The following is a 19,522-nucleotide window of genomic DNA, read 5'->3' on the forward strand; positions in this document are numbered from 1 at the left end:
GGGCTTTTTAAATGAAAAAAGATCGCATGGCGATCTTTTAAACAATGGCGATTATTTTACATGCAAAGTGCCCCTTAATTGGGCTTTTTGCTGCCTTTATCGATAAAACCTTGGATTAACGAGACGGCTTTTACGTCATCCCAATCAACATAGGATCGAACAAAGGCAATTAATTGACCCTGTTGATCAAGAATAAAGGTCGCAGGAATCGTGTCGAGCGGAAAAACGTTCCCAAGACTTTGTGGTTGATCGTAGTAAGAGTTAAAATTCGCCATACCCAATGAACTTAAGAACGGCTGAACCTGCTGCTTACCTTCTGCATCAATAGAGATAGGCAGTACGACAAAATCTTCAGTCTTGAACTTAGTTGCTAACCTTTCGATTGCAGGCAACTCTCTGACACATGGCGGACACCAAGTCGCCCACATGTTAACCATAATGATCTTGCCTTTAAATTGGCTGAAGTCGATAGCTTTACCATCGACATCATTAAAGGCAACAGGCTCAATAGGAAAAGTCTTTGGCAGTACATTGATCAAATCAACCGTTGATTCCATCGGTTTAGCCGTTTGCTGCATACCAGGGTACGCATGCGCGACCCCAGCAACAAATACCGAAAGAATGGATGACAACATGAATGCCGTTATGACTTTATGCTTCATTTTGTATTGCGCTTTAGCAAGGTATCTAACTCGCGCTGATCTTCTGCGCTAATTTCGTTCGGCACATTACCGCCAATACGTTGCTTACGAATGAAGATGAATCCAATCACTAGACCCAGAAGTAATAAACCAATAGGACCTAACCAGAGAATGTAGGTCTTGGTTTCCATCTTAGGTTTATAGAGAACAAACTCACCGTAACGACTAGTCATAAACTCGATGATCTCATCATCCCCTTTTCCTTCGTCAACCATCTTGAATACCTCAAGACGCAGATCTCGAGCAACGGGTGAATTGGAGTCGATCAAATTTTGGTTTTGACACTGTGGACAACGTAGTTCATGGGCCAAAGACAAACCGCGCTTTTGATTTTCAGGCGACTTGAATTCGTAAGTATCAACTGGTGTTGCCATGACGGCAGTCGTCATGCTGAACATCAGCACTAGACCACCCATGATTTTTATCAGCGTTCTCATGCTGCGCCATCCTTCGCTGCTTCAGCTTGTAATTGTTGGATCATAGGGTAAAGGGTTTCACTCCATACGCGTTGGTCTATTGGGCCTGCATAACGGAAACGGATAATACCGTTGTGATCAACAATAAAACTCTCTGGTGCACCATAAACGCCAAGATCTAATCCTAAACGCCCATCTTTATCATAGATATTAACGTTGTAGGGATCGCCCTGACGTTTTAACTCTTCTAACGCAGGAACACGCTCATCACGATAGTTGATCCCGTAAATTGGCAAAAGATTTTTACGTTTTAGCATCACTAAGAAAGGATGCTCATATTTACAAGATGGACACCACGTCGCCCATACGTTAAGTAATGATACCTTACCTTTTAATTGCTCATTCGTTATTATCTCAGCCGGTGTTTCTAGACGTTCCAGTTGGAAAGCCGGAATAGGCTTCCCTTCCAGTGCTGAATCCAATTGCTGCGGATTCAGAAATAACCCTTTATATAGAAACACCCCCATGGCGAGAAATATGACCAATGGGATAAACAGAACCAACTTCTTCATACATTCCCCAATTATTGAGCCGTTGCCAATTTTGCCTTTTCGGCCAAAGGCGCGACGGCTGCAGTGACTTTCGCACGGTAACGTTTATCCGATGCAGCGAAGAATCCACCTATCATCATGAAAATTGCCCCAAACCATAACCAACGCACGAACGGCTTATAGTTTAAACGAACCGCAAATTCAGTGCTGGTAATAGGGTCCCCCATAGTCACGTACAAGTCACGGAATAAACCCCAGTCAATACCGGCTTCTGTCATATCCATAGTTCGCACATTATATTGACGACGATCGGGTTTTAGTAATGTCAGTAGCTCATCGCCCTTGTAGATCTCTATCTGTCCCTGCTGTGCAGTGTAGTTAGGACCCACTACGTTTTTGGTCTCGAGATACTTAAAAGTATAACCGGCGAGTTCTTGGCTTACACCAGGTCCCATACGAACACTTTTCTCAATCGAGTAATTTGACACCATAGTGGCACCAATCACAGAAACGGCAATACCGAGATGCGCGAAGATCATACCAAGCTGACTACGACCCATGCGGCTGATGCTGATATCACCTTCTTTCGACTTGACCATGTTATAGGCCGCTCTTGCGGTAGCCAGAATAATCCAAGCAGCGGCAGCAATACCAAAGGTAACCCAAATATTGAATACACCATCGACGATAAATGGCGTCACAATACCGATAGCAGCAGCAATCATTGCTGGGATCAATAGCTGACGCTTAAGCTCGCCCGCTTTCGATTTTTTCCAACGAATAATTGGACCAATACCCATAAAGCCAAATAGCACTAATACGATAGGCACGAACACCGCATTAAAGTATGGGGGTCCAACAGAGATTTTACCCATACCAAGCGCGTCGATGAGCAATGGATATAATGTACCCAATAGTACTGTACCTGCGGCAACTGTCAGTAGCACGTTACACACTAAGAGCATAGTTTCTTTAGACTTAAGCTCGAAACGGGCAGGACTACTCATTTCACTGGCACGTAATGCAAACAGTGTTAATGAACCGCCAACAGCTAAACCAAGTAACAACAGGATGAACATACCGCGGCTTGGATCGGCTGCGAATGAATGCACTGAGGTTAATACACCAGAGCGAACAATAAAGGTACCAAGCAAACTTAAAGAGAAAGCGAAAATAGACAGTAATACAGTCCAGTTACGGAAGGCGCCGCGTTTCTCAGTCACAATCAAAGAGTGAACAAGCGCAGTACCCACTAACCAAGGCATAAAAGAGGCGTTCTCAACAGGATCCCAGAACCACCAACCGCCCCAGCCTAATTCATAATAAGCCCACCAAGATCCTAGTGCGATACCGCCCGTAAGGAAGGTCCAAGCAGCCAATGTCCATGGACGAGTCCAACGAGCCCATGCAGAATCGAGACGGCCGCTCATCAGCGCAGCAATCGCAAATGCAAAGCTTACAGAGAAGCCCACATAACCTAAGTACAACATAGGAGGATGGAAGATTAATCCCACGTCCTGCAGCATTGGATTTAAGTCACGACCTTCGGCTGGGATCGGGAATAAACGTTCAAATGGGCTAGATGTGAGTAGCATAAACAAACTAAAGCCAATCACAATAAGAGCCAATACTGCCAGCACACGGGCAGTAAACACTTCTTCTAAACCTTTGCTAAACAAGGCAACCGCAGCCGCCCAAGTTGATAAAGCAAACACCCAAAATAACAGTGACCCTTCATGACCGCCCCATACGGCCGAGATCTTAAAGAAGATAGGTAACTGAGAATTTGAATGATGTGCCACATAGGCGACCGAGAAATCATCGACGGCAAAACTATAAGCCAGCACGACAACAGATAAGGTAATAAAAAAGAACATTCCGTACGTTAATGGCCAAGCGTACCTAACAAGGTATTGGTCTTTTCTGGCAACACCTATTAGGGGGACGCTGATTAATAAGAAGGCAAAAGCCACCCCTATTATCAACGCAAAGTGTCCAAGTTCTGGGATCATGGGTTTTCCTCAGTCTTCAATAATATGTTGATTTAGAAAGACTCTATCTCAACGCACAACATGCTATTCACGCAAATGCACGAAATTTTGCTCATTTTAGTATTTGCTATTGTTCCTGTCTGCCTCTTTCGTACAAAACTGGGTTACTTGTCTCATTCTCAATTTTAGAGGTCGATGAAAGTCACGGAAGAGGCTCAGTTCTGCATGTGACCGACAAATGACACTTAAGTTTCATACAAAATTTACAAGAAGAATCAATTTGTGAACCAGTGCCCAACTATAAGCTTTCAGCACTGGGATTACCTTATATTACTGTTCAATGAACAATCTTTACGTATAATCTTGCTTCCAAGCCTAGCGGTTACTCCGCTTTCTGCAAACTAAAGTGAATATAGAAACAATGACGACATTTTGGATTTTTATTGCGCTTGTTATGTTAGTCGGCCTGATGCTGATTTGGATCCCGCACTTCAGACAGCAAAAATTGCTGAAAACGGAAGAAGCTGGAGTTCGTAAACAAACGAACCTTGAATTGTTCAATGAGCGCTTAGGCGTTCTTGAAAAAGAATTAAGTGAAGAGCTACTCGATCAAGCCGAATTTGATGCATTGAAGAAAGAACTGGAAATCAGTCTACTCCAAGACATCAAACAAGCGAACGACGATTCACTGGTCAACCAAATAAAGCCAAAGACGATTCTGTGGCCGTCGATCATGTCAGTTTGTTTGATTGTCATCTCAGGCTATCTCTATCAACACTTAGGTGCCTTCGAGAATATTGATAGTGCTCAACAACCTGCAAATCCACATGCAGGAATGGATACGGCTCAAATCATGATGCAACGCGTGCAGATGATGGAAGCTCAAGTTAAAGCCGAGCCAGAAAACAGCCAACTGTGGTTTAGCTTAGGTCATGCTTATGTATCAGCAAACCAATACGATAAAGCGATTGCGGCTTTCGATAAAGTAATCGAATTAGTCGGAAAGCATGCAGAATTGCTCGGTCCAAAAGCAACGGCGATGTATTACAAAGCGGGTCAACAAATGACACCGCAAATCCAAGCTCTTATCGATGAGTCCTTAGCTATGGATGCCCAAGATCCTTCAACGCTACTGCTCGTGGGTATGGATGCTTTCTTTACTGCTGACTACAAGAAAGCCATCACCTCTTGGCAAACGATTTTAGATAGCGGTCGTGCCGACGTTGATCGTGCAGCTCTTATGAATGCAATCGAAACCGCTAACTTACGCATGCAGTCGGAAACCGCTGGCATGCCAAATGATGATGCACATAAGCAAGTCAAAGCGAGTGCTAAATCGGTCAATGTCACTATATCTATCTCTGCAGAACTTGCGGCTAAAGCCAGTCCAGAAGACACCATTTTCATCTTTGCCCGTGCAACTGAAGGACCTAAAGTCCCATTAGCTGCAACCAAAGTCAGTGCTAAGTCTTTCCCGATTACAGTGACATTAGATGACAGCAGCGGTATGGGTGGTGATGTAAAGTTAAGCGATGCAGCCAATGTGGAAGTGATTGCTGTACTGTCTAAACAAGGTAATATCAAACCGCAAACGGGTGATATTCAAGGCAAGATCAGTAAAGTCGCCGTAGGCGATACAGCGAACCTAGTACTTGATACTCAAGTGCAATAAATCGCAGTTAATTGCAGATATAAAAAAACCGGCTTTCGCCGGTTTTTTTATATCTGAAGAATTACTTAGCTGTAGACATAAATTTGATAGCAGCTTTGTAATCATCATCAGTACAATCAGTACACATACCGCCTGGTGGCATAGCATTCAGACCGGTTTTCACACTCTTCACTAGAGCGTCAACACCCTTAGCTAAGCGTGGTTCCCATTCTGCAGCGTTGTGCACTTTTGGAGCACCAGCAACACCCATGCTGTGGCATACGGTACATGCCTTATTATAAATAGCCTCAGCATCTTGAGCTGAAGCGTTAACTGACATAGTCAAAGCAGCGACAGCAGTCATTGCTAACAGTTTTTTCATGTTCAATGTTCCTAATGCAAATACGTACAAAGCTCGGCGCCGCCCTTACTTAGGCAGACTCATTATAGCCGACTAAGATTACTACAAACTTCAAGAAATCTCATCTTTTTGTGATTAGAATCTCAACACAAAATGAATCAGGCGACAAGGATGACAAATTCGTTAATATATTAGCAAGTCGTAAAAAAGTTCGATAAATATTGCGGTTATTGGAACCACATCATATTGCTGACATCTAGTGCAAACCAAGAGTAAACCCCCAATAACGTTTGTGTTAGAATGACTTGTGTTTCCTTCCGGCTTGAGATAGAGGGTTCAGTGACAAATATAACTAAAGAAACCACATTAGTGTCAGCCAGCAAGCTGACCTGTATCCGCGAAGAACGCATCCTTTTTGATGAGTTAAGTTTTGATATAAATGCCGGTGATATTGTTCAGATTGAAGGCCCTAACGGCGCAGGCAAGACCAGTTTATTACGCATATTGGCGGGTCTTTCTCGCCCCTATGCCGGACAAACTTTTTACATTAATGAAGACATAAACCGTTGCCGCGATGAATACAATGAAGACCTCTTGTATTTGGGCCATTTAGCTGGCGTGAAATGCGAGCTGACTGCCGAAGAAAACCTTAATTTCAATTTAAGAATCAGTGGTTATGATGACTTTGATACGTCAGAGATTTTAGCCAAAGTCAATTTAACGGGCTTTGAAGAAGCTCTCGCGGGACATTTATCCGCAGGCCAGCATCGCAGAACAGCGCTATCAAGATTGTGGCATAGCAACTGTAAAATTTGGATCCTTGACGAACCTTTTACTGCAATCGATAAAAAAGGTGTCGAAGAACTGGAGCAGTTATTTATTCAGCATGCGGATAATGGTGGCTGTGTGATCCTCACAACTCACCAAGATATGGGCATTATCACAGATGATAGGCTTCGTAAAATTCGTCTCGATTATCGCTTCATATAAGGTCCGGCTCAATGAAAAGAGGCATCAGTTTTACCCAAGCATTTTTCACCTTACTGCAGCGAGATCTTAAAATTGCTATTCGCCACCGCGGCGACATTTTTAACCCACTGCTATTTTTTATTATGGTCGTTACCTTGTTTCCGCTGGGGATTGGACCAGAACCGCAAATGTTAGCACGTGTGGCACCGGGGATAATTTGGGTCGCCGCATTATTAGCATCGATGTTGTCACTTGAAAGGCTTTTCAAGGCCGACTTTAGTGATGGTAGCTTAGAACAAATGCTATTAAGTCCACAGCCATTAGCCATTCTCGTATTAGCTAAAGTGTTAGCCCACTGGATTTTAACTGGTGTGCCGCTGATTATTATCGCACCACTGTTAGCGGTATTACTCAATCTAGACGGCAACAGCTACGGTGCGTTAATTTCGACGCTTGCGCTAGGCACGCCAGTATTGTCGCTGTTAGGTGCTATCGGTGTGGCATTAACCGTCGGTCTAAGGAAAGGCGGCGTGTTACTCAGCTTACTTATTTTGCCCCTATATATCCCAGTACTCATTTTTGCAACGAGTGCCATAGACGCGGCAGGAATGAATTTACCCTATGATGGTCAGCTCGCTATAATAGGCGCTATGCTGGTCGGATCGTTAACCTTAGCACCTTTTGCAATTGGTGCATCTCTGCGAGTGAGTACTAACTAAAATGTGGAAATGGTTACACCCTTACGCGGATCCTGAACGCGCATATAAATTATCAGGAACGTTATTTCCATGGTTTGCGATCTTAGCCGGTCTATTGATTGCTGTTGGCACGATATGGGGACTTGTCTTCGCGCCGACGGATTACCAGCAGGGAGATAGCTACCGTATTATCTTTATCCATGTTCCTGCCGCGTCTATGTCAATGGCGGCTTATATGGGTATGGCAACCGCGGCCTTTATCGGTCTAGTTTGGCAGATAAAACTTGCCGACTGGGCTGCAGCATCTATTGCTCCCATTGGCGCAGTGATCACCTTTATCGCACTCTTTACCGGAGCGGCATGGGGTAAACCTATGTGGGGTGCTTGGTGGGTATGGGATGCACGCTTAACTTCTGAGCTGGTATTACTATTCCTATATCTAGGTGTGATCTCGCTCTATGCCTCATTTGAGGATAAAGTGCTCGCAGCTCGTGCAGCAGGGATCTTAGCGATCGTCGGTGTGATCAATATTCCTATCATCAAATACTCTGTTGAATGGTGGAGCTCATTACATCAACCGTCGACAATACGCATTACCGAGAAATCGACAATGTCGACGGAAATGCTCTATCCACTGTTAATTAACATACTGGGCTTCGGTCTTATGATTGGCGCCATCACTATTGTTCGTTTTAGAGCAGAAATTTTGGCAAGAAATGGCATGCGCCCTTGGGTCCGTGAACTAGCTAAAGCGGAGGAGGTCAAATGATGCAATTCGATTCAATCAGTGATTTTTTTAATATGGGCGGCTATGCATTCTATGTATGGCTATCCTACGGAGTGACCCTCTTCTGCCTCTCTACGCTCATCATTACCAGCGCACGCCAAAAGCGTAAGGTGTTAATTGATATCGCGAAAAAGATGGATAGAGAAGAACGCTTAAAAGAAACCAGGAGTACTAAATCGTGAACCCAAGACGCAAAAAAAGACTGACATTAGCTGTAGCATTAATCGGTGGCGTTGCTGCGATTACTTCGCTTTTGCTCTATGCGCTGAACTCCAACTTGAACTTATTCTATACTCCGTCTGAAATTGTCCACGGCAAGACAGACACTGGCGTAAAACCTGAAATTGGCCAACGTATTCGTGTCGGCGGAATGGTGACGGTAGGTTCTATGGTGCGAGATCCCAAAAGCTTGCATGTCGAATTTGCAGTACATGACTCCCTCGGCGGTGAAGTACTGGTCACTTATGACGACCTATTGCCCGATCTTTTCCGTGAAGGACAAGGCATTGTTGCTCAGGGTGTACTGGGTGCTGATGGCAAACTAGAAGCTACTGAAGTACTGGCCAAGCATGATGAAAACTACATGCCACCAGAAGTTGCTGAAGCCATGGGCCAAAAGCACGAAAAGTTAGATTATAGCCAGCAAAAGGCACCAGATACTAAGTAGGTTATTGATGGATCAGCAATAGCGTACAAACTAAGCCTCCTAGCTTAATAACTAGTGAGGCTTTTTTATTATCTCAATATGCACAATTAAAGGTGGACTATACTCTAGGCAGCACCAATACCTAAGACTGTATATGATTCAAATAAGACAACTAAACTCTAGTTTGCAACACATTCTAAGCTTCCTAATTATCTGCTTGGTAGGCCTCTCTCAGGAAGCCAATGCTGCTAAAGTTGTTGTTATCGAAAGCTACCATCATAGCTATCAATGGGACCAAGAATACTATCAAGCGATTTATGACACGCTCAGCCCTCACCACGATGTTAGTTATTTCGAGATGGATACCAAACGCTTACCCCAAGAGCAATTTACTGAACGAGCTGACTTAGCATGGAAATACATTCAACAACAAGCACCTCAATTGGTTATTCTCGCCGATGATAATGCGGTTAATCTCTTACACCAGCGCCTAAATGACAGCCTAATCCCAGTAGTCTATTTAGGGGTGAACATGAATCCTAGAGAATATCATCTCAATGAACACAAACGCTTCACAGGCGTCATTGAGAGACCACTACTACGACGTTCTCTACTGCTCATTCAACGTTTACTACCGCAGACTGTACATAGAAAAATCTTAGTTCTATTCGACCAAGGAGTCACCTCTGACTCAGCGGCTGAATACATCAGTAAACAGCACTCAAGCATGTTAGGCGATATCGAAGTCAATTTGGTGCAATTGTCAAAGCTAACGGATTGGCAGCGGAATGTATTGACCGCGAAGGAACAAGGTTATAACGCAATAGTCGTGGCGCTATACCACACGGTTAGAGACGCAGATAATCGCTCAGTGGATGCAGATCAACTCCTAAAATGGATATCTGAAAATACTCCGGTACCGAATTTTGGGTTTTGGGGATTTAGTGTCTCTGCTGAAGGCAATATTGGCGGCTATGTTCTCGATGGCTATCATCATGGAAAGATTGCAGCGAATATGGCGACAAAAATACTCGGCGGCGAGAAACCCAAAAATATTTTCCCAGTAACAGATGATCTTGGAAAATACATGTTTAGCCAGAAAGGCTTAGCTAAATGGAATATCGTCCTCCCAAAAGAAATCGAGAAAACTACACTTTGGGTAAAATAGTAAAAAAGGCATAAAAAAGCCGGGCTAATGCCCGGCTTTTTAAAAGTGTAACCTTAATTACTCAGCAGCTTCAACATCAACAGCTTGAGCAGCTTCTGGGCGACCAACTAGCTCGATGTAAGCCATAGGGGCTTTATCACCAGCACGTAAACCGCACTTAAGGATACGGGTATAGCCACCAGGACGTTCCTGGTAACGTGGACCCAACTCAGTAAATAACTTACCAACGACTTCAGCGTCGCGAGTACGTGCAAACGCTAAACGACGGTTTGCAACGCTGTCACTCTTAGCAAGTGTTATCAGAGGCTCAACTACGCGACGCAGTTCTTTCGCTTTAGCCACAGTTGTCTTGATGATCTCATGACGAACTAGTGAACCGGCCATGTTACGAAACATGGCTTGGCGATGACTGCTGTTACGGTTTAGTTGACGACCACTCTTACGATGGCGCATGACCTAATCCTTATAACCTAAATCTGTACAAACCTGAGACTTATAGGTCGTCTGCTAAACTAGCTGGAGGCCAGTTTTCCAAACGCATACCTAACGACAGTCCGCGAGAAGCTAAAACATCCTTAATTTCAGTAAGAGATTTCTTACCTAAGTTCGGGGTTTTCAGCAACTCAACTTCAGTGCGCTGTACCAGATCTCCGATGTAATGAATCGCTTCGGCTTTCAAGCAGTTAGCCGAACGTACAGTTAGCTCTAAATCGTCGACAGGACGCAGCAGAATCGGATCGAATTCCGGTTTCTCTTCTTTCAGCTCTGGCTCAGTCACGTCACGTAACTCTACAAACGCATCTAGCTGTTCAGCCAGAATAGTTGCAGAACGACGGATAGCTTCCTCAGGATCGATAGTACCGTTTGTGGTCATATCGATAACGAGTTTATCTAAGTCAGTACGCTGTTCTACACGTGCTGCTTCTACATTGTAGGCAATACGTGCAACTGGCGAGAAAGAAGCATCAACCAGCAAGCGGCCGATTGGGCGATCATCGTCTTCGGTCTGTGCACGAGCAGATGCTGGTACATAACCACGACCACGCTCAACGCGAATACGCATGCTGATATCATTGTTACCTGTCAGATGACAGATAATATGATCAGGATTCACGATAGTGACATCACCATCATGCGTGATATCTGCTGCGATGACAGGGCCTGCGCCGGACTTGCTCAACGTAAGCATAGCCTCGTCTTTACCCTCGATGGTCACTGCTAACCCTTTCAGGTTTAACAAGATCTCAAGGATATCTTCTTGAACGCCTTCCTTACTGCTGTATTCGTGCAGTACACCGTCAATCTCGACTTCGGTAACCGCGCAGCCGGGCATAGACGACAATAGGATGCGACGCAACGCGTTACCTAAAGTGTGGCCGAAACCACGCTCAAGTGGTTCCAATGTAACCTTGGCACGTGTTGAGTTAACCTGCTCGATATCAACGAGACGCGGTTTAAGAAATTCTGTAACAGAACCCTGCATTGTGTCCTCTCTTGTTTGTTAGCCTTACTTAGAGTAAAGCTCGACGATCAGCTGTTCGTTAATTTCCGCAGACAAATCGCTACGTTCTGGAACGCGCTTGAAAGCACCTTCCATTTTCGCGTTGTCGACTTCAACCCATGTAGGCTTCTCGCGTTGAGCTGCCACTTCTAAAGCCGCTTTAATACGAGCTTGAGTACGTGACTTCTCGCGGATGCTCACAACATCATTCGCAGACACTTTGAATGATGGAATGTTAACAACACGACCGTTAACCATAATAGATTTATGGCTTACTAGCTGACGTGATTCTGCACGAGTTGCACCGAAGCCCATACGATAAACAACGTTATCAAGACGGGTTTCTAAAAGCTGAAGCAGGTTTTCACCTGTGTTGCCTTTAGTACGTGCAGCATCTTTGTAATAGTTACGGAATTGTTTTTCTAACACACCGTAAATACGACGAACTTTTTGTTTTTCGCGTAACTGAGTACCGTACTCTGACAAACGTGGCTTACGAGCGCCATGTTGTCCAGGTGCAGTTTCCAGTTTACACTTTGAATCGATTGCTCTCACACCGCTTTTTAAGAAAAGGTCTGTACCTTCTCGGCGGCTGAGCTTGAGCTTGGGACCCAAGTATCTTGCCATGATCTTTCTCCAACTATCCTAATGAAACGGCGTTATACACGACGCTTTTTAGGAGGACGACAACCATTATGAGGGATCGGCGTCACATCGGTAATGTTGGTAATTTTATAACCAACAGCGTTCAGCGCACGAATGGCTGACTCACGACCTGGACCTGGACCCTTCACAAACACTTCAAGGTTTTTTAAACCGTAGTCTTGAGCAGCAGCACCTGCACGCTCAGCAGCCACCTGTGCAGCAAATGGAGTAGATTTACGTGAACCACGGAAACCTGAACCACCTGAAGTAGCCCATGACAACGCATTACCTTGACGATCTGTAATGGTGACAATAGTGTTGTTGAAAGAAGCATGGATATGAGCCATGCCATCTGCAACCTGTTTACGTACGCGCTTACGCGGAGAACGTGACGGAACTTTAGCCATTGCTTTACCTTCCCGTTACTTTCTAATAGGTTTACGTGGACCTTTACGCGTACGCGCATTGGTCTTAGTACGTTGCCCACGGAGAGGCAGGCTACGGCGATGGCGGAGACCACGATAACAACCAAGATCCATAAGACGCTTGATGTTCATTGAAATCTCACGACGTAAGTCACCTTCTACTAGGTATTTGGCGACTTCTTCGCGTAGTGTGTCTATTTGAGCTTCGCTCAATTCCTTGATCTTAGCAGTTTCAGCGATTGCTGTAGCCGCGCAGATTGCTCTAGCGCGAGTACGGCCGATGCCGAAAATTGCAGTCAATGCGATGACTGTATGCTTTTGATCAGGAATGTTAATGCCAGCGATACGGGCCACTATGCACTCCTTAAAGTTAAAGGCCAACTGCGAAAAGCCCGAAAGGATACTCGACAGTCGACAGATTTGCAAACAAAATTTTGTTCAGCCCAATTCATGGGCTGAACAAATTACTTTTTAGCCTTGACGCTGTTTGTGTTTTGGTTCAACACAGATAACGCGTACAACGCCACTACGCTTGACGATCTTGCAGTTACGGCAGATCTTCTTCACGGAAGCTCGAACTTTCATTTCATCACTCCGTAAAGCTACTTAGCGACCAAAGCGATCTAAATTCGCTTTGTTAACTAGGTTAGCTTTCTTCATCACAGACTCATACTGATGAGACATCATATGCGTCTGAACCTGAGCCATGAAGTCCATGATTACGACTACCATAATTAGTAGTGAAGTACCGCCGAAATAGAACTGTACTTTCCACGCAATTAACATGAACTCCGGAATTAAGCAGATAAAGGTTATGTATAACGCGCCTGCCAATGTCAAACGGGTCATAACTTTATCAATGTAACGCGAAGTCTGTTCTCCAGGACGGATCCCAGGGATGAATGCACCACTCTTCTTCAAGTTATCTGCTGTTTCACGTGGGTTAAACACCAACGCAGTATAGAAGAAACAGAAAAAGATAATCGCTGTTGCATATAATAATGAGTAAAGCGGTTGTCCAGGTGACACAGCCAGTGAAAAATCACTCAACCATGACATGGACTCATTTTGACCGAACCACTGAGCCAGTGTTCCAGGAAACAAAATGATGCTTGACGCAAAAATTGGCGGAATAACACCTGCCATGTTTATTTTCAGCGGTAGATGGGTACTTTGCGCAGCGAACACCTTACGGCCTTGCTGACGCTTAGCATAGTTAACGACGATTCGACGCTGACCACGTTCCACAAACACTACAAAATAAGTCACTGCAAACACAATTACCGCGAGCAACAACAATACTAACACATTCAAGTCACCTTGACGCGCCTGCTCAGCCGTTTGGCCGATAGCGGAAGGTAATCCAGCAACAATACCTGCGAAAATCAAAATCGAGATACCATTACCTATACCACGTTCGGTAATTTGCTCACCTAGCCACATAAGGAACATAGTTCCTGTTACTAAGCTCACAACCGCAACAAAGTAGAATCCAAATCCAATGTTGACCACAAGGCCTGGCACTAAGTTTGGTAACCCGGTTGCAATACCGACCGACTGGAATGTACCCAGCACTAAGGTACCCCATCTGGTATATTGACTGATTTTCTTACGTCCTGATTCGCCTTCTTTTTTCAATTCAGCGAGTGCAGGATGTACGACAGTCAACAGTTGCATGATAATCGATGCCGAAATGTACGGCATAATACCTAATGCAAAGATAGAGGCACGCTCAAGGGCACCACCCGAGAACATGTTAAACATGCCAAGGATGGTTCCACTTTGCTGAGCAAACAGCTCTGCTAATACAGCTGCGTCAATACCAGGAATTGGCACAAACGAACCGGCTCTAAAGACGATAATCGCACCAATCACGAACAGGAGGCGAGCTTTCAATTCAGAAAGTCCACCTTTCGCGCTTTTTAAATCAAGTCCTGGTTTTGCCATCGACGTATTATTCCTCGATCTTACCGCCGGCAGCTTCAATAGCTGCACGTGCACCTTTGGTTACCTTCAGACCTTTAACAGTCACAGGGCGCTCAATGGTACCTGAAAGAACAATTTTCGCAAACTGGATGTTGCGAGTTATTACGTTCGCATCTTTCAGAGCGTTTAAGTCGATAACATCACCGTTAACTTTTGCCAGTTCGAGTACACGAACTTCAGCTGTTACCATAGCGCGACGCGAGGTAAAACCAAATTTAGGTAAACGGATTTTCAGTGGCATTTGACCACCTTCGAATCCTGGGCGTACACCGCCACCAGAGCGAGACTTTTGGCCTTTATGACCACGACCCGCTGTTTTACCTAGACCTGAGCCCATACCACGGCCTACACGCTTTGGTGCATGCTTAGAGCCTGCAGCTGGAGATAGAGTATTTAAACGCATCTATTAATCCTCCACCTTAACCATGTAGTAGACCTTGTTGATCATACCGCGAACAGAAGGAGTATCTTCTAATTCAACAGTGTGACCAATGCGACGCAAACCAAGACCCGTTAGGGTTGCACGGTGCTTCGGTAAACGACCGATACCGCTTTTAGTTTGAGTAACTTTTACAGTTTTAGTTGCCATGGTGCATTACCCCCGAATTTCGTCAACATTCAGGCCACGCTTAGCTGCGATTTGCGAAGGTGACTTCATGTGCACCAAAGCATCGACAGTCGCGCGAACGATGTTGATCGGGTTAGTAGAACCGTATGCTTTTGACAGAACGTTATGCACGCCTGCTACTTCCAATACGGCACGCATTGCGCCACCGGCAATAATACCAGTACCTTGTGATGCAGGTTGCATGTACACAAGTGAACCAGTATGACGACCTTTAACTGGGTGATGCAGAGTACCTGCATTCAACTCAACGGTCACAATGTTACGACGAGCTTTTTCCATCGCTTTTTGAATCGCGGCTGGAACTTCACGTGCTTTGCCATAGCCATAGCCAATCTTACCGTTACCGTCACCCACTACTGTCAGTGCTGTGAAGCTAAAGATACGACCGCCCTTAACTACTTTAGAAACACGATTAACTGCAATTAATTTCTCTTGCAGATCGTCTTTTTGCTGAGCTTCTAATTTAGCCATTTTATAACCCCTTAGAACTTCAGGCCAGCTTCACGAGCTGCATCTGCTAAAGCAGCTACACGACCGTGATACTTGAAACCAGAACGATCGAACGCAACTGAAGTTACGCCTTTTTCGATCGCGCGCTCAGCAACAAATTTACCTACTGCTTTCGCTGCGTCTACGTTACCGGTACTCTTCAGTAGCTCTTTAACCGCTTTTTCTACGGTTGAAGCAGCTGCCAACACCTGAGCTTCAGGATTTATCACCTGAGCATAAATGTGACGCGGTGTACGATGTACAACCAGACGGTTCACGCCCAGCTCTTGGATCTTCTTACGAGCGCGAGTAGCGCGACGTAAGCGAGATGTTTTCTTATCCATATCGCGTTACCTACTTCTTCTTAGCCTCTTTACGGCGTACTACTTCGTCGTCATAGCGAACACCTTTGCCTTTGTATGGCTCTGGTGGACGGTATCCGCGAATCTCAGCAGCGACTTGGCCAATTAACTGTTTATCAACGCCACGTAGGACGATGTCAGTTTGGCTAGGGCACTCTGCAGTAACGCCTGCGGGCAGTTTGTGTACTAACGGATGAGAGAAACCTAAAGTAAGGTCAATATCAGCACCGACGAGTTTCGCACGGTAACCAACGCCAACTAACTTTAACTTACGCTCAAAACCTTGAGATACACCAACAACCATGTTGTTTACTAATGCACGAGTTGTACCAGCCTGTGCCCAAGCGTTAACAACGCCTTCAACAGGGAGGAACTTAACTACGCCGGCTTCAATAACAACATTGACCGCATTGTTGATCACTCGAGTCAGACTACCTTTTCCGCCTTTGACGGTAAGGGTCTGTTCGTTCAAGGTCACCTCTACGCCAGCTGGAATAGATACTGGTGCTTTTGCTACACGAGACATTCCTAGCTCCTTAAGCTACGTAGCAGATAACCTCGCCACCCATGCCTGCAAGGCGGGCGGCACGATCAGTCATCAAGCCTTTAGAAGTGGACACAATTGCGACACCCAGACCGCCCATCACCTTTGGAAGTTCGTTTTTACCTTTGTAAATACGAAGACCAGGGCGACTTACACGCTGGATAGTCTCAACGACTGGTTGGCCTTGGAAATACTTTAAAGTAACTTCCAGTTCAGGCTTGGCTTCATCTGCTACGGCGTAATCAGCAATATAACCTTCATCTTTAAGTAGTTTCGCAATTGCGACTTTCAACTTAGCTGAAGGCATCTTCACTGATACGTGGTTAGCAGCTTGGCCGTTACGAATACGGGTTAACATATCCGCAATAGGATCTTGCATGCTCATATTAGCTTACTCCGTGACAAGTGCTTACCAGCTGGCCTTACGCAGGCCAGGAACTTCACCACGCATGGTTGCTTCACGTAATTTGATACGGCTTAAGCCGAATTTACGTAAGAAGCCATGAGGGCGACCAGTTTGATTACAACGATTGCGTTGACGCGCAGCGCTGGAATCACGTGGTAGAGCTTGCAGCTTAAGAACCGCATCCCAACGATCTTCGTCAGAAGAAGCTGGACTTGCAATGATAGTCTTAAGAGCCGCACGCTTTTCAGCGTACTTGGCCACGAGCTGTGCACGTTTAGCTTCACGTGCTTTCATTGATGTTTTTGCCATTACGCTACCCTTATTTCTTGAATGGGAAGTTAAAAGCGTCTAACAAAGCACGACCTTCTTCATCATTCTTCGCAGTAGTAGTGATAACAATATCCATACCACGAATCTTATCGATTTTATCGTAATCGATTTCTGGGAAGATGATCTGCTCACGCACGCCCATTGCGTAGTTACCACGGCCGTCAAACGCTTTAGCGCTTAAGCCACGGAAGTCACGAATACGTGGGATTGCGATATCGACTAAACGCTCTAAGAATTCCCACATACGCTCACCGCGTAGGGTCACTTTACAGCCAATAGGGTAGCCTTCACGGATTTTAAAACCAGCAACTGACTTACGAGCTACAGTCACAACTGGCTTTTGACCAGCGATTGCAGTCATATCACGGACAGCATGGTCCATGATTTTCTTGTCTGCAACAGCTTCGCCAACACCCATGTTCAGGGTGATTTTCTCAATCCGAGGGACTTGCATGACACTGGTATAACCGAACTTTTTAGCAAGTTCAGCGACAACAGTCTCTTGGTATTTATCATGCAGTTTCGCCATCGTTTACTCCAATTACTTAACGAGTTCACTGTTCGATTTGAAGAAACGAACTTTTTTGCCGTCTTCAAAGCGGAAACCAACGCGATCAGCTTTGCCAGTGGCAGAGTTGAAAATCGCTACATTTGATGCTTGTATCGGTGCTTCTTTCTCAACAATACCGCCAGCTACACCCAATTGTGGGTTTGGCTTTTGGTGTTTTTTGACAAGATTGATGCCTTCAACAATCAATTTACCAGTAGGAAGGACTTGAGAAACTTTTGCACGTTTACCCTTGTCTTTACCTGCTAATACAATCACTTCGTCTTCACGACGTATTTTAGCTGCCATTTTGAAGCTCCTTACAGTACTTCTGGTGCCAGCGAGACAATTTTCATAAATTGCTCATTACGCAATTCACGTGTCACTGGTCCAAAGATACGAGTACCAATCGGCTGCAGGTTGTTGTTCAAAAGAACAGCTGCATTCCGATCGAAGCGAATGACAGAACCGTCTGGACGACGTACGCCTTTCTTAGTACGGACTACCACCGCGTTATACACATCGCCTTTCTTCGCTTTAGCGCGAGGAATCGCTTCTTTAACAGAAACTTTGATGATGTCGCCGATACCGGCATAACGACGATGAGAGCCACCCAAGACCTTAATACACTGAACTCTGCGTGCGCCGCTGTTACAAGCAACGTCAAGAGTCGATTGCATTTGGATCATTTTAAGTGCTCCGCTATCGTTACTACACAATTCCCACTATGGGACAATAAAAACACTCATTTTTGCTATTAATTTAGTCAAAAATGGCGCGCAAATATAACACCATAAAAGTGGAATGTATAGTATTAAAAAACAAACGGCCCCACATTCTGGAGCCGTTTACCTAAATACCTAATTAACTTAGGCCTTTGATACTACTTCAACCAGGGTCCAAGACTTAGTCTTAGACAAAGGACGACATTCGCGAATCGCTACTAAATCGCCTTCATTGCACTGATTCGTTTCGTCATGTGCATGGATCTTTGTCGTACGCTTAATGTATTTCCCATAAATTGGGTGTTTCACTTGGCGTTCGATAGCAACAGTAATGGACTTGTCCATTTTGTTGCTAGTTACACGACCCTGCAAAGTACGGATTTTATCAGACATTATGCACCCGCCTTAGAAGTAATAATGGTCTTAACGCGCGCAATGTTACGGCGCACCAATTTCAGTTGATTAGTCTGAGTCAACTGACCAGTGGCGTGTTGCATACGCAGGTTGAACTGCTCACGCAGCAGACCAAGTAGTTCAGCGTTCAGTTCTTCAACGCTCTTTTCTCTCAGTTCGCTCGCTTTCATTACATCACCGTCTTAGTTACGAAGGTAGTCTTAATTGGAAGCTTGGCAGCAGCCAAAGCAAACGCTTCACGAGCGATCACTTCAGAAACACCATTCATCTCATAAAGAACCTTACCAGGTTGAATCTGACATACCCAGTATTCAACGTTACCTTTACCTTTACCCATACGCACTTCAAGAGGCTTAGAGGTAATCGGCTTGTCCGGGAAAACTCGAATCCAAATTTGTCCCTGACGCTTAATGTGACGTGTCATGGCACGACGTGCAGATTCGATCTGACGTGCAGTTAAACGGCCACGACCGACTGCTTTCAGACCAAAAGTACCAAAGCTAACTTCGGTACCGTTCGCTAGACCGCGGTTGCGGCCTTTGAACATCTTGCGAAACTTCATACGTTTAGGTTGCAGCATT

32 protein-coding genes are annotated in these 19,522 nt (G+C 45.1%); 7 read left to right on the forward strand and 25 right to left on the reverse strand.

Going from position 1 to position 19,522, the window contains the following annotated elements; all coding sequences use genetic code 11:
• Nucleotides 1–74 precede the first annotated feature (74 nt).
• From AAA952_RS20520 to AAA952_RS20535, 4 genes are read right to left on the reverse strand one after another with little or no spacing between them, the layout of a single operon-like run.
• Entirely contained in the window at nt 75–662 is a 588-nt protein-coding gene (locus tag AAA952_RS20520) for a TlpA family protein disulfide reductase (protein WP_113941593.1), read from the reverse strand.
• Nucleotides 659–1,138 (reverse strand): heme lyase NrfEFG subunit NrfF, encoded by a 480-nt coding sequence (nrfF, locus tag AAA952_RS20525; RefSeq protein WP_198573869.1) that lies wholly within the window; start codon nt 1,136–1,138, stop codon nt 659–661. The genes AAA952_RS20520 and nrfF overlap by 4 nt, the downstream gene beginning before the upstream one ends.
• Nucleotides 1,135–1,689, reverse strand: coding sequence for a DsbE family thiol:disulfide interchange protein (locus AAA952_RS20530; RefSeq protein WP_105251044.1), 555 nt, complete (start codon nt 1,687–1,689; stop codon nt 1,135–1,137). The genes nrfF and AAA952_RS20530 overlap by 4 nt, the downstream gene beginning before the upstream one ends.
• Nucleotides 1,690–1,700: 11 nt before the next feature.
• Complete coding sequence (locus AAA952_RS20535) at nt 1,701–3,680, reverse strand: heme lyase CcmF/NrfE family subunit (protein ID WP_105251043.1); 1,980 nt, start codon at nt 3,678–3,680, stop codon at nt 1,701–1,703.
• A gap of 400 nt (nt 3,681–4,080) precedes the next feature.
• On the opposite strand from AAA952_RS20535, the gene ccmI reads away from it, so the two are divergent.
• On the forward strand, nt 4,081–5,331 hold the full coding sequence (ccmI, locus tag AAA952_RS20540; RefSeq protein WP_168827730.1) for a c-type cytochrome biogenesis protein CcmI: 1,251 nt from the start codon (nt 4,081–4,083) through the stop codon (nt 5,329–5,331).
• Between the two features lie 61 nt (nt 5,332–5,392).
• Here the strand turns inward: ccmI and AAA952_RS20545 are convergent, their stop codons facing one another.
• Nucleotides 5,393–5,692 (reverse strand): c-type cytochrome, encoded by a 300-nt coding sequence (locus AAA952_RS20545; RefSeq protein ID WP_105251041.1) that lies wholly within the window; start codon nt 5,690–5,692, stop codon nt 5,393–5,395.
• A 318-nt stretch (nt 5,693–6,010) separates the two neighbouring features.
• Between AAA952_RS20545 and ccmA the strand changes: the two genes are divergently transcribed.
• The 6 genes from ccmA to AAA952_RS20575 all read left to right on the forward strand — a co-directional run bounded on the left by ccmA (nt 6,011) and on the right by AAA952_RS20575 (nt 9,939).
• Entirely contained in the window at nt 6,011–6,661 is a 651-nt protein-coding gene (gene ccmA / locus AAA952_RS20550; protein WP_131525727.1) for a cytochrome c biogenesis heme-transporting ATPase CcmA, read from the forward strand.
• An 11-nt stretch (nt 6,662–6,672) separates the two neighbouring features.
• On the forward strand, nt 6,673–7,359 hold the full coding sequence (gene ccmB / locus AAA952_RS20555; protein WP_006079706.1) for a heme exporter protein CcmB: 687 nt from the start codon (nt 6,673–6,675) through the stop codon (nt 7,357–7,359).
• 1 nt (nt 7,360) lies between these two features.
• Entirely contained in the window at nt 7,361–8,107 is a 747-nt protein-coding gene (locus tag AAA952_RS20560; protein WP_338259297.1) for a heme ABC transporter permease, read from the forward strand.
• Nucleotides 8,107–8,307 (forward strand): heme exporter protein CcmD, encoded by a 201-nt coding sequence (gene ccmD / locus AAA952_RS20565; RefSeq protein ID WP_338259334.1) that lies wholly within the window; start codon nt 8,107–8,109, stop codon nt 8,305–8,307. The genes AAA952_RS20560 and ccmD overlap by 1 nt, the downstream gene beginning before the upstream one ends.
• On the forward strand, nt 8,304–8,792 hold the full coding sequence (gene ccmE, locus AAA952_RS20570) for a cytochrome c maturation protein CcmE (RefSeq protein WP_105251038.1): 489 nt from the start codon (nt 8,304–8,306) through the stop codon (nt 8,790–8,792). The genes ccmD and ccmE overlap by 4 nt, the downstream gene beginning before the upstream one ends.
• 196 nt (nt 8,793–8,988) lie before the next feature.
• Nucleotides 8,989–9,939 carry an ABC transporter substrate-binding protein gene (locus AAA952_RS20575; RefSeq protein ID WP_338259299.1) on the forward strand — a complete coding sequence of 317 codons (951 nt, stop codon included), beginning with the start codon at nt 8,989–8,991 and terminating at the stop codon, nt 9,937–9,939.
• Between the two features lie 57 nt (nt 9,940–9,996).
• On the opposite strand, the gene rplQ is transcribed toward AAA952_RS20575, so the two are convergent.
• The 20 genes from rplQ to rplP form a co-directional block, all read right to left on the reverse strand.
• Nucleotides 9,997–10,392, reverse strand: coding sequence for a 50S ribosomal protein L17 (gene rplQ, locus AAA952_RS20580; RefSeq protein WP_006083573.1), 396 nt, complete (start codon nt 10,390–10,392; stop codon nt 9,997–9,999).
• Nucleotides 10,393–10,432: 40 nt separating this feature from the next.
• The gene (locus AAA952_RS20585) at nt 10,433–11,422 is read right to left on the reverse strand and encodes a DNA-directed RNA polymerase subunit alpha (RefSeq protein ID WP_006083574.1); all 990 of its coding nucleotides are present in this window, start codon (nt 11,420–11,422) and stop codon (nt 10,433–10,435) included.
• A 24-nt stretch (nt 11,423–11,446) separates the two neighbouring features.
• On the reverse strand, nt 11,447–12,067 hold the full coding sequence (gene rpsD / locus AAA952_RS20590; protein ID WP_006083575.1) for a 30S ribosomal protein S4: 621 nt from the start codon (nt 12,065–12,067) through the stop codon (nt 11,447–11,449).
• 32 nt (nt 12,068–12,099) lie between these two features.
• A complete protein-coding gene (gene rpsK, locus AAA952_RS20595; RefSeq protein WP_006083577.1) occupies nt 12,100–12,492 on the reverse strand; it encodes a 30S ribosomal protein S11 in 393 nt (130 codons plus the stop codon).
• Between the two features lie 15 nt (nt 12,493–12,507).
• A complete protein-coding gene (gene rpsM / locus AAA952_RS20600; protein WP_011787581.1) occupies nt 12,508–12,864 on the reverse strand; it encodes a 30S ribosomal protein S13 in 357 nt (118 codons plus the stop codon).
• 117 nt (nt 12,865–12,981) lie between these two features.
• Nucleotides 12,982–13,095: a 50S ribosomal protein L36 gene (gene rpmJ, locus AAA952_RS20605; RefSeq protein WP_006083579.1), complete on the reverse strand. Its 114-nt coding sequence runs from the start codon at nt 13,093–13,095 to the stop codon at nt 12,982–12,984.
• Nucleotides 13,096–13,116: 21 nt separating this feature from the next.
• The gene (secY, locus tag AAA952_RS20610; RefSeq protein WP_007644459.1) at nt 13,117–14,457 is read right to left on the reverse strand and encodes a preprotein translocase subunit SecY; all 1,341 of its coding nucleotides are present in this window, start codon (nt 14,455–14,457) and stop codon (nt 13,117–13,119) included.
• A 7-nt stretch (nt 14,458–14,464) separates the two neighbouring features.
• The gene (gene rplO, locus AAA952_RS20615; RefSeq protein ID WP_006083581.1) at nt 14,465–14,899 is read right to left on the reverse strand and encodes a 50S ribosomal protein L15; all 435 of its coding nucleotides are present in this window, start codon (nt 14,897–14,899) and stop codon (nt 14,465–14,467) included.
• A 3-nt stretch (nt 14,900–14,902) separates the two neighbouring features.
• Nucleotides 14,903–15,085 (reverse strand): 50S ribosomal protein L30, encoded by a 183-nt coding sequence (gene rpmD / locus AAA952_RS20620; protein ID WP_006083582.1) that lies wholly within the window; start codon nt 15,083–15,085, stop codon nt 14,903–14,905.
• A gap of 6 nt (nt 15,086–15,091) precedes the next feature.
• Nucleotides 15,092–15,595, reverse strand: a complete 504-nt coding sequence (gene rpsE, locus AAA952_RS20625; RefSeq protein ID WP_006083583.1) for a 30S ribosomal protein S5 — start codon at nt 15,593–15,595, stop codon at nt 15,092–15,094.
• Nucleotides 15,596–15,606: 11 nt separating this feature from the next.
• Nucleotides 15,607–15,957, reverse strand: a complete 351-nt coding sequence (gene rplR, locus AAA952_RS20630; protein WP_006083584.1) for a 50S ribosomal protein L18 — start codon at nt 15,955–15,957, stop codon at nt 15,607–15,609.
• Nucleotides 15,958–15,967: 10 nt separating this feature from the next.
• The gene (gene rplF, locus AAA952_RS20635) at nt 15,968–16,501 is read right to left on the reverse strand and encodes a 50S ribosomal protein L6 (RefSeq protein WP_105251036.1); all 534 of its coding nucleotides are present in this window, start codon (nt 16,499–16,501) and stop codon (nt 15,968–15,970) included.
• 10 nt (nt 16,502–16,511) lie between these two features.
• A complete protein-coding gene (rpsH, locus tag AAA952_RS20640) occupies nt 16,512–16,904 on the reverse strand; it encodes a 30S ribosomal protein S8 (RefSeq protein ID WP_006083586.1) in 393 nt (130 codons plus the stop codon).
• 24 nt (nt 16,905–16,928) lie between these two features.
• Nucleotides 16,929–17,234: a 30S ribosomal protein S14 gene (gene rpsN, locus AAA952_RS20645; protein WP_006083587.1), complete on the reverse strand. Its 306-nt coding sequence runs from the start codon at nt 17,232–17,234 to the stop codon at nt 16,929–16,931.
• A 10-nt stretch (nt 17,235–17,244) separates the two neighbouring features.
• A complete protein-coding gene (gene rplE, locus AAA952_RS20650; protein ID WP_006083588.1) occupies nt 17,245–17,784 on the reverse strand; it encodes a 50S ribosomal protein L5 in 540 nt (179 codons plus the stop codon).
• A 12-nt stretch (nt 17,785–17,796) separates the two neighbouring features.
• A complete protein-coding gene (rplX, locus tag AAA952_RS20655; protein ID WP_006083589.1) occupies nt 17,797–18,111 on the reverse strand; it encodes a 50S ribosomal protein L24 in 315 nt (104 codons plus the stop codon).
• A gap of 11 nt (nt 18,112–18,122) precedes the next feature.
• Nucleotides 18,123–18,491 (reverse strand): 50S ribosomal protein L14, encoded by a 369-nt coding sequence (gene rplN / locus AAA952_RS20660; RefSeq protein ID WP_006083590.1) that lies wholly within the window; start codon nt 18,489–18,491, stop codon nt 18,123–18,125.
• Nucleotides 18,492–18,671: 180 nt separating this feature from the next.
• The gene (gene rpsQ, locus AAA952_RS20665) at nt 18,672–18,920 is read right to left on the reverse strand and encodes a 30S ribosomal protein S17 (protein ID WP_006083591.1); all 249 of its coding nucleotides are present in this window, start codon (nt 18,918–18,920) and stop codon (nt 18,672–18,674) included.
• Nucleotides 18,920–19,111 (reverse strand): 50S ribosomal protein L29, encoded by a 192-nt coding sequence (gene rpmC / locus AAA952_RS20670; RefSeq protein WP_006083592.1) that lies wholly within the window; start codon nt 19,109–19,111, stop codon nt 18,920–18,922. The genes rpsQ and rpmC overlap by 1 nt, the downstream gene beginning before the upstream one ends.
• Nucleotides 19,111–19,521, reverse strand: coding sequence for a 50S ribosomal protein L16 (rplP, locus tag AAA952_RS20675; RefSeq protein ID WP_006083593.1), 411 nt, complete (start codon nt 19,519–19,521; stop codon nt 19,111–19,113). The genes rpmC and rplP overlap by 1 nt, the downstream gene beginning before the upstream one ends.
• Nucleotide 19,522: the final 1 nt, after the last annotated feature.

Source organism: Shewanella sp. M-Br, assembly GCF_036245925.1.
Taxonomy (GTDB): domain Bacteria; phylum Pseudomonadota; class Gammaproteobacteria; order Enterobacterales; family Shewanellaceae; genus Shewanella; species Shewanella oncorhynchi.

What these genes read in the sequence shown, in the direction of transcription:
- AAA952_RS20520 (WP_113941593.1), bottom strand. Translation starts at nt 662, where the DNA reads ATGAAGCATAAAGTCATAACGGCATTCATGTTGTCATCCATTCTTTCG.
- nrfF (WP_198573869.1), bottom strand. Translation starts at nt 1,138, where the DNA reads ATGAGAACGCTGATAAAAATCATGGGTGGTCTAGTGCTGATGTTCAGC.
- AAA952_RS20530 (WP_105251044.1), bottom strand. Translation starts at nt 1,689, where the DNA reads ATGAAGAAGTTGGTTCTGTTTATCCCATTGGTCATATTTCTCGCCATG.
- AAA952_RS20535 (WP_105251043.1), bottom strand. Translation starts at nt 3,680, where the DNA reads ATGATCCCAGAACTTGGACACTTTGCGTTGATAATAGGGGTGGCTTTT.
- ccmI (WP_168827730.1), top strand. Translation starts at nt 4,081, where the DNA reads ATGACGACATTTTGGATTTTTATTGCGCTTGTTATGTTAGTCGGCCTG.
- AAA952_RS20545 (WP_105251041.1), bottom strand. Translation starts at nt 5,692, where the DNA reads ATGAAAAAACTGTTAGCAATGACTGCTGTCGCTGCTTTGACTATGTCA.
- ccmB (WP_006079706.1), top strand. Translation starts at nt 6,673, where the DNA reads ATGAAAAGAGGCATCAGTTTTACCCAAGCATTTTTCACCTTACTGCAG.
- AAA952_RS20560 (WP_338259297.1), top strand. Translation starts at nt 7,361, where the DNA reads ATGTGGAAATGGTTACACCCTTACGCGGATCCTGAACGCGCATATAAA.
- ccmD (WP_338259334.1), top strand. Translation starts at nt 8,107, where the DNA reads ATGCAATTCGATTCAATCAGTGATTTTTTTAATATGGGCGGCTATGCA.
- rplQ (WP_006083573.1), bottom strand. Translation starts at nt 10,392, where the DNA reads ATGCGCCATCGTAAGAGTGGTCGTCAACTAAACCGTAACAGCAGTCAT.
- AAA952_RS20585 (WP_006083574.1), bottom strand. Translation starts at nt 11,422, where the DNA reads ATGCAGGGTTCTGTTACAGAATTTCTTAAACCGCGTCTCGTTGATATC.
- rpsD (WP_006083575.1), bottom strand. Translation starts at nt 12,067, where the DNA reads ATGGCAAGATACTTGGGTCCCAAGCTCAAGCTCAGCCGCCGAGAAGGT.
- rpsK (WP_006083577.1), bottom strand. Translation starts at nt 12,492, where the DNA reads ATGGCTAAAGTTCCGTCACGTTCTCCGCGTAAGCGCGTACGTAAACAG.
- rpmJ (WP_006083579.1), bottom strand. Translation starts at nt 13,095, where the DNA reads ATGAAAGTTCGAGCTTCCGTGAAGAAGATCTGCCGTAACTGCAAGATC.
- secY (WP_007644459.1), bottom strand. Translation starts at nt 14,457, where the DNA reads ATGGCAAAACCAGGACTTGATTTAAAAAGCGCGAAAGGTGGACTTTCT.
- rplO (WP_006083581.1), bottom strand. Translation starts at nt 14,899, where the DNA reads ATGCGTTTAAATACTCTATCTCCAGCTGCAGGCTCTAAGCATGCACCA.
- rpmD (WP_006083582.1), bottom strand. Translation starts at nt 15,085, where the DNA reads ATGGCAACTAAAACTGTAAAAGTTACTCAAACTAAAAGCGGTATCGGT.
- rpsE (WP_006083583.1), bottom strand. Translation starts at nt 15,595, where the DNA reads ATGGCTAAATTAGAAGCTCAGCAAAAAGACGATCTGCAAGAGAAATTA.
- rplR (WP_006083584.1), bottom strand. Translation starts at nt 15,957, where the DNA reads ATGGATAAGAAAACATCTCGCTTACGTCGCGCTACTCGCGCTCGTAAG.
- rplF (WP_105251036.1), bottom strand. Translation starts at nt 16,501, where the DNA reads ATGTCTCGTGTAGCAAAAGCACCAGTATCTATTCCAGCTGGCGTAGAG.
- rpsH (WP_006083586.1), bottom strand. Translation starts at nt 16,904, where the DNA reads ATGAGCATGCAAGATCCTATTGCGGATATGTTAACCCGTATTCGTAAC.
- rpsN (WP_006083587.1), bottom strand. Translation starts at nt 17,234, where the DNA reads ATGGCAAAAACATCAATGAAAGCACGTGAAGCTAAACGTGCACAGCTC.
- rplE (WP_006083588.1), bottom strand. Translation starts at nt 17,784, where the DNA reads ATGGCGAAACTGCATGATAAATACCAAGAGACTGTTGTCGCTGAACTT.
- rplX (WP_006083589.1), bottom strand. Translation starts at nt 18,111, where the DNA reads ATGGCAGCTAAAATACGTCGTGAAGACGAAGTGATTGTATTAGCAGGT.
- rplN (WP_006083590.1), bottom strand. Translation starts at nt 18,491, where the DNA reads ATGATCCAAATGCAATCGACTCTTGACGTTGCTTGTAACAGCGGCGCA.
- rpsQ (WP_006083591.1), bottom strand. Translation starts at nt 18,920, where the DNA reads ATGTCTGATAAAATCCGTACTTTGCAGGGTCGTGTAACTAGCAACAAA.
- rpmC (WP_006083592.1), bottom strand. Translation starts at nt 19,111, where the DNA reads ATGAAAGCGAGCGAACTGAGAGAAAAGAGCGTTGAAGAACTGAACGCT.
- rplP (WP_006083593.1), bottom strand. Translation starts at nt 19,521, where the DNA reads ATGCTGCAACCTAAACGTATGAAGTTTCGCAAGATGTTCAAAGGCCGC.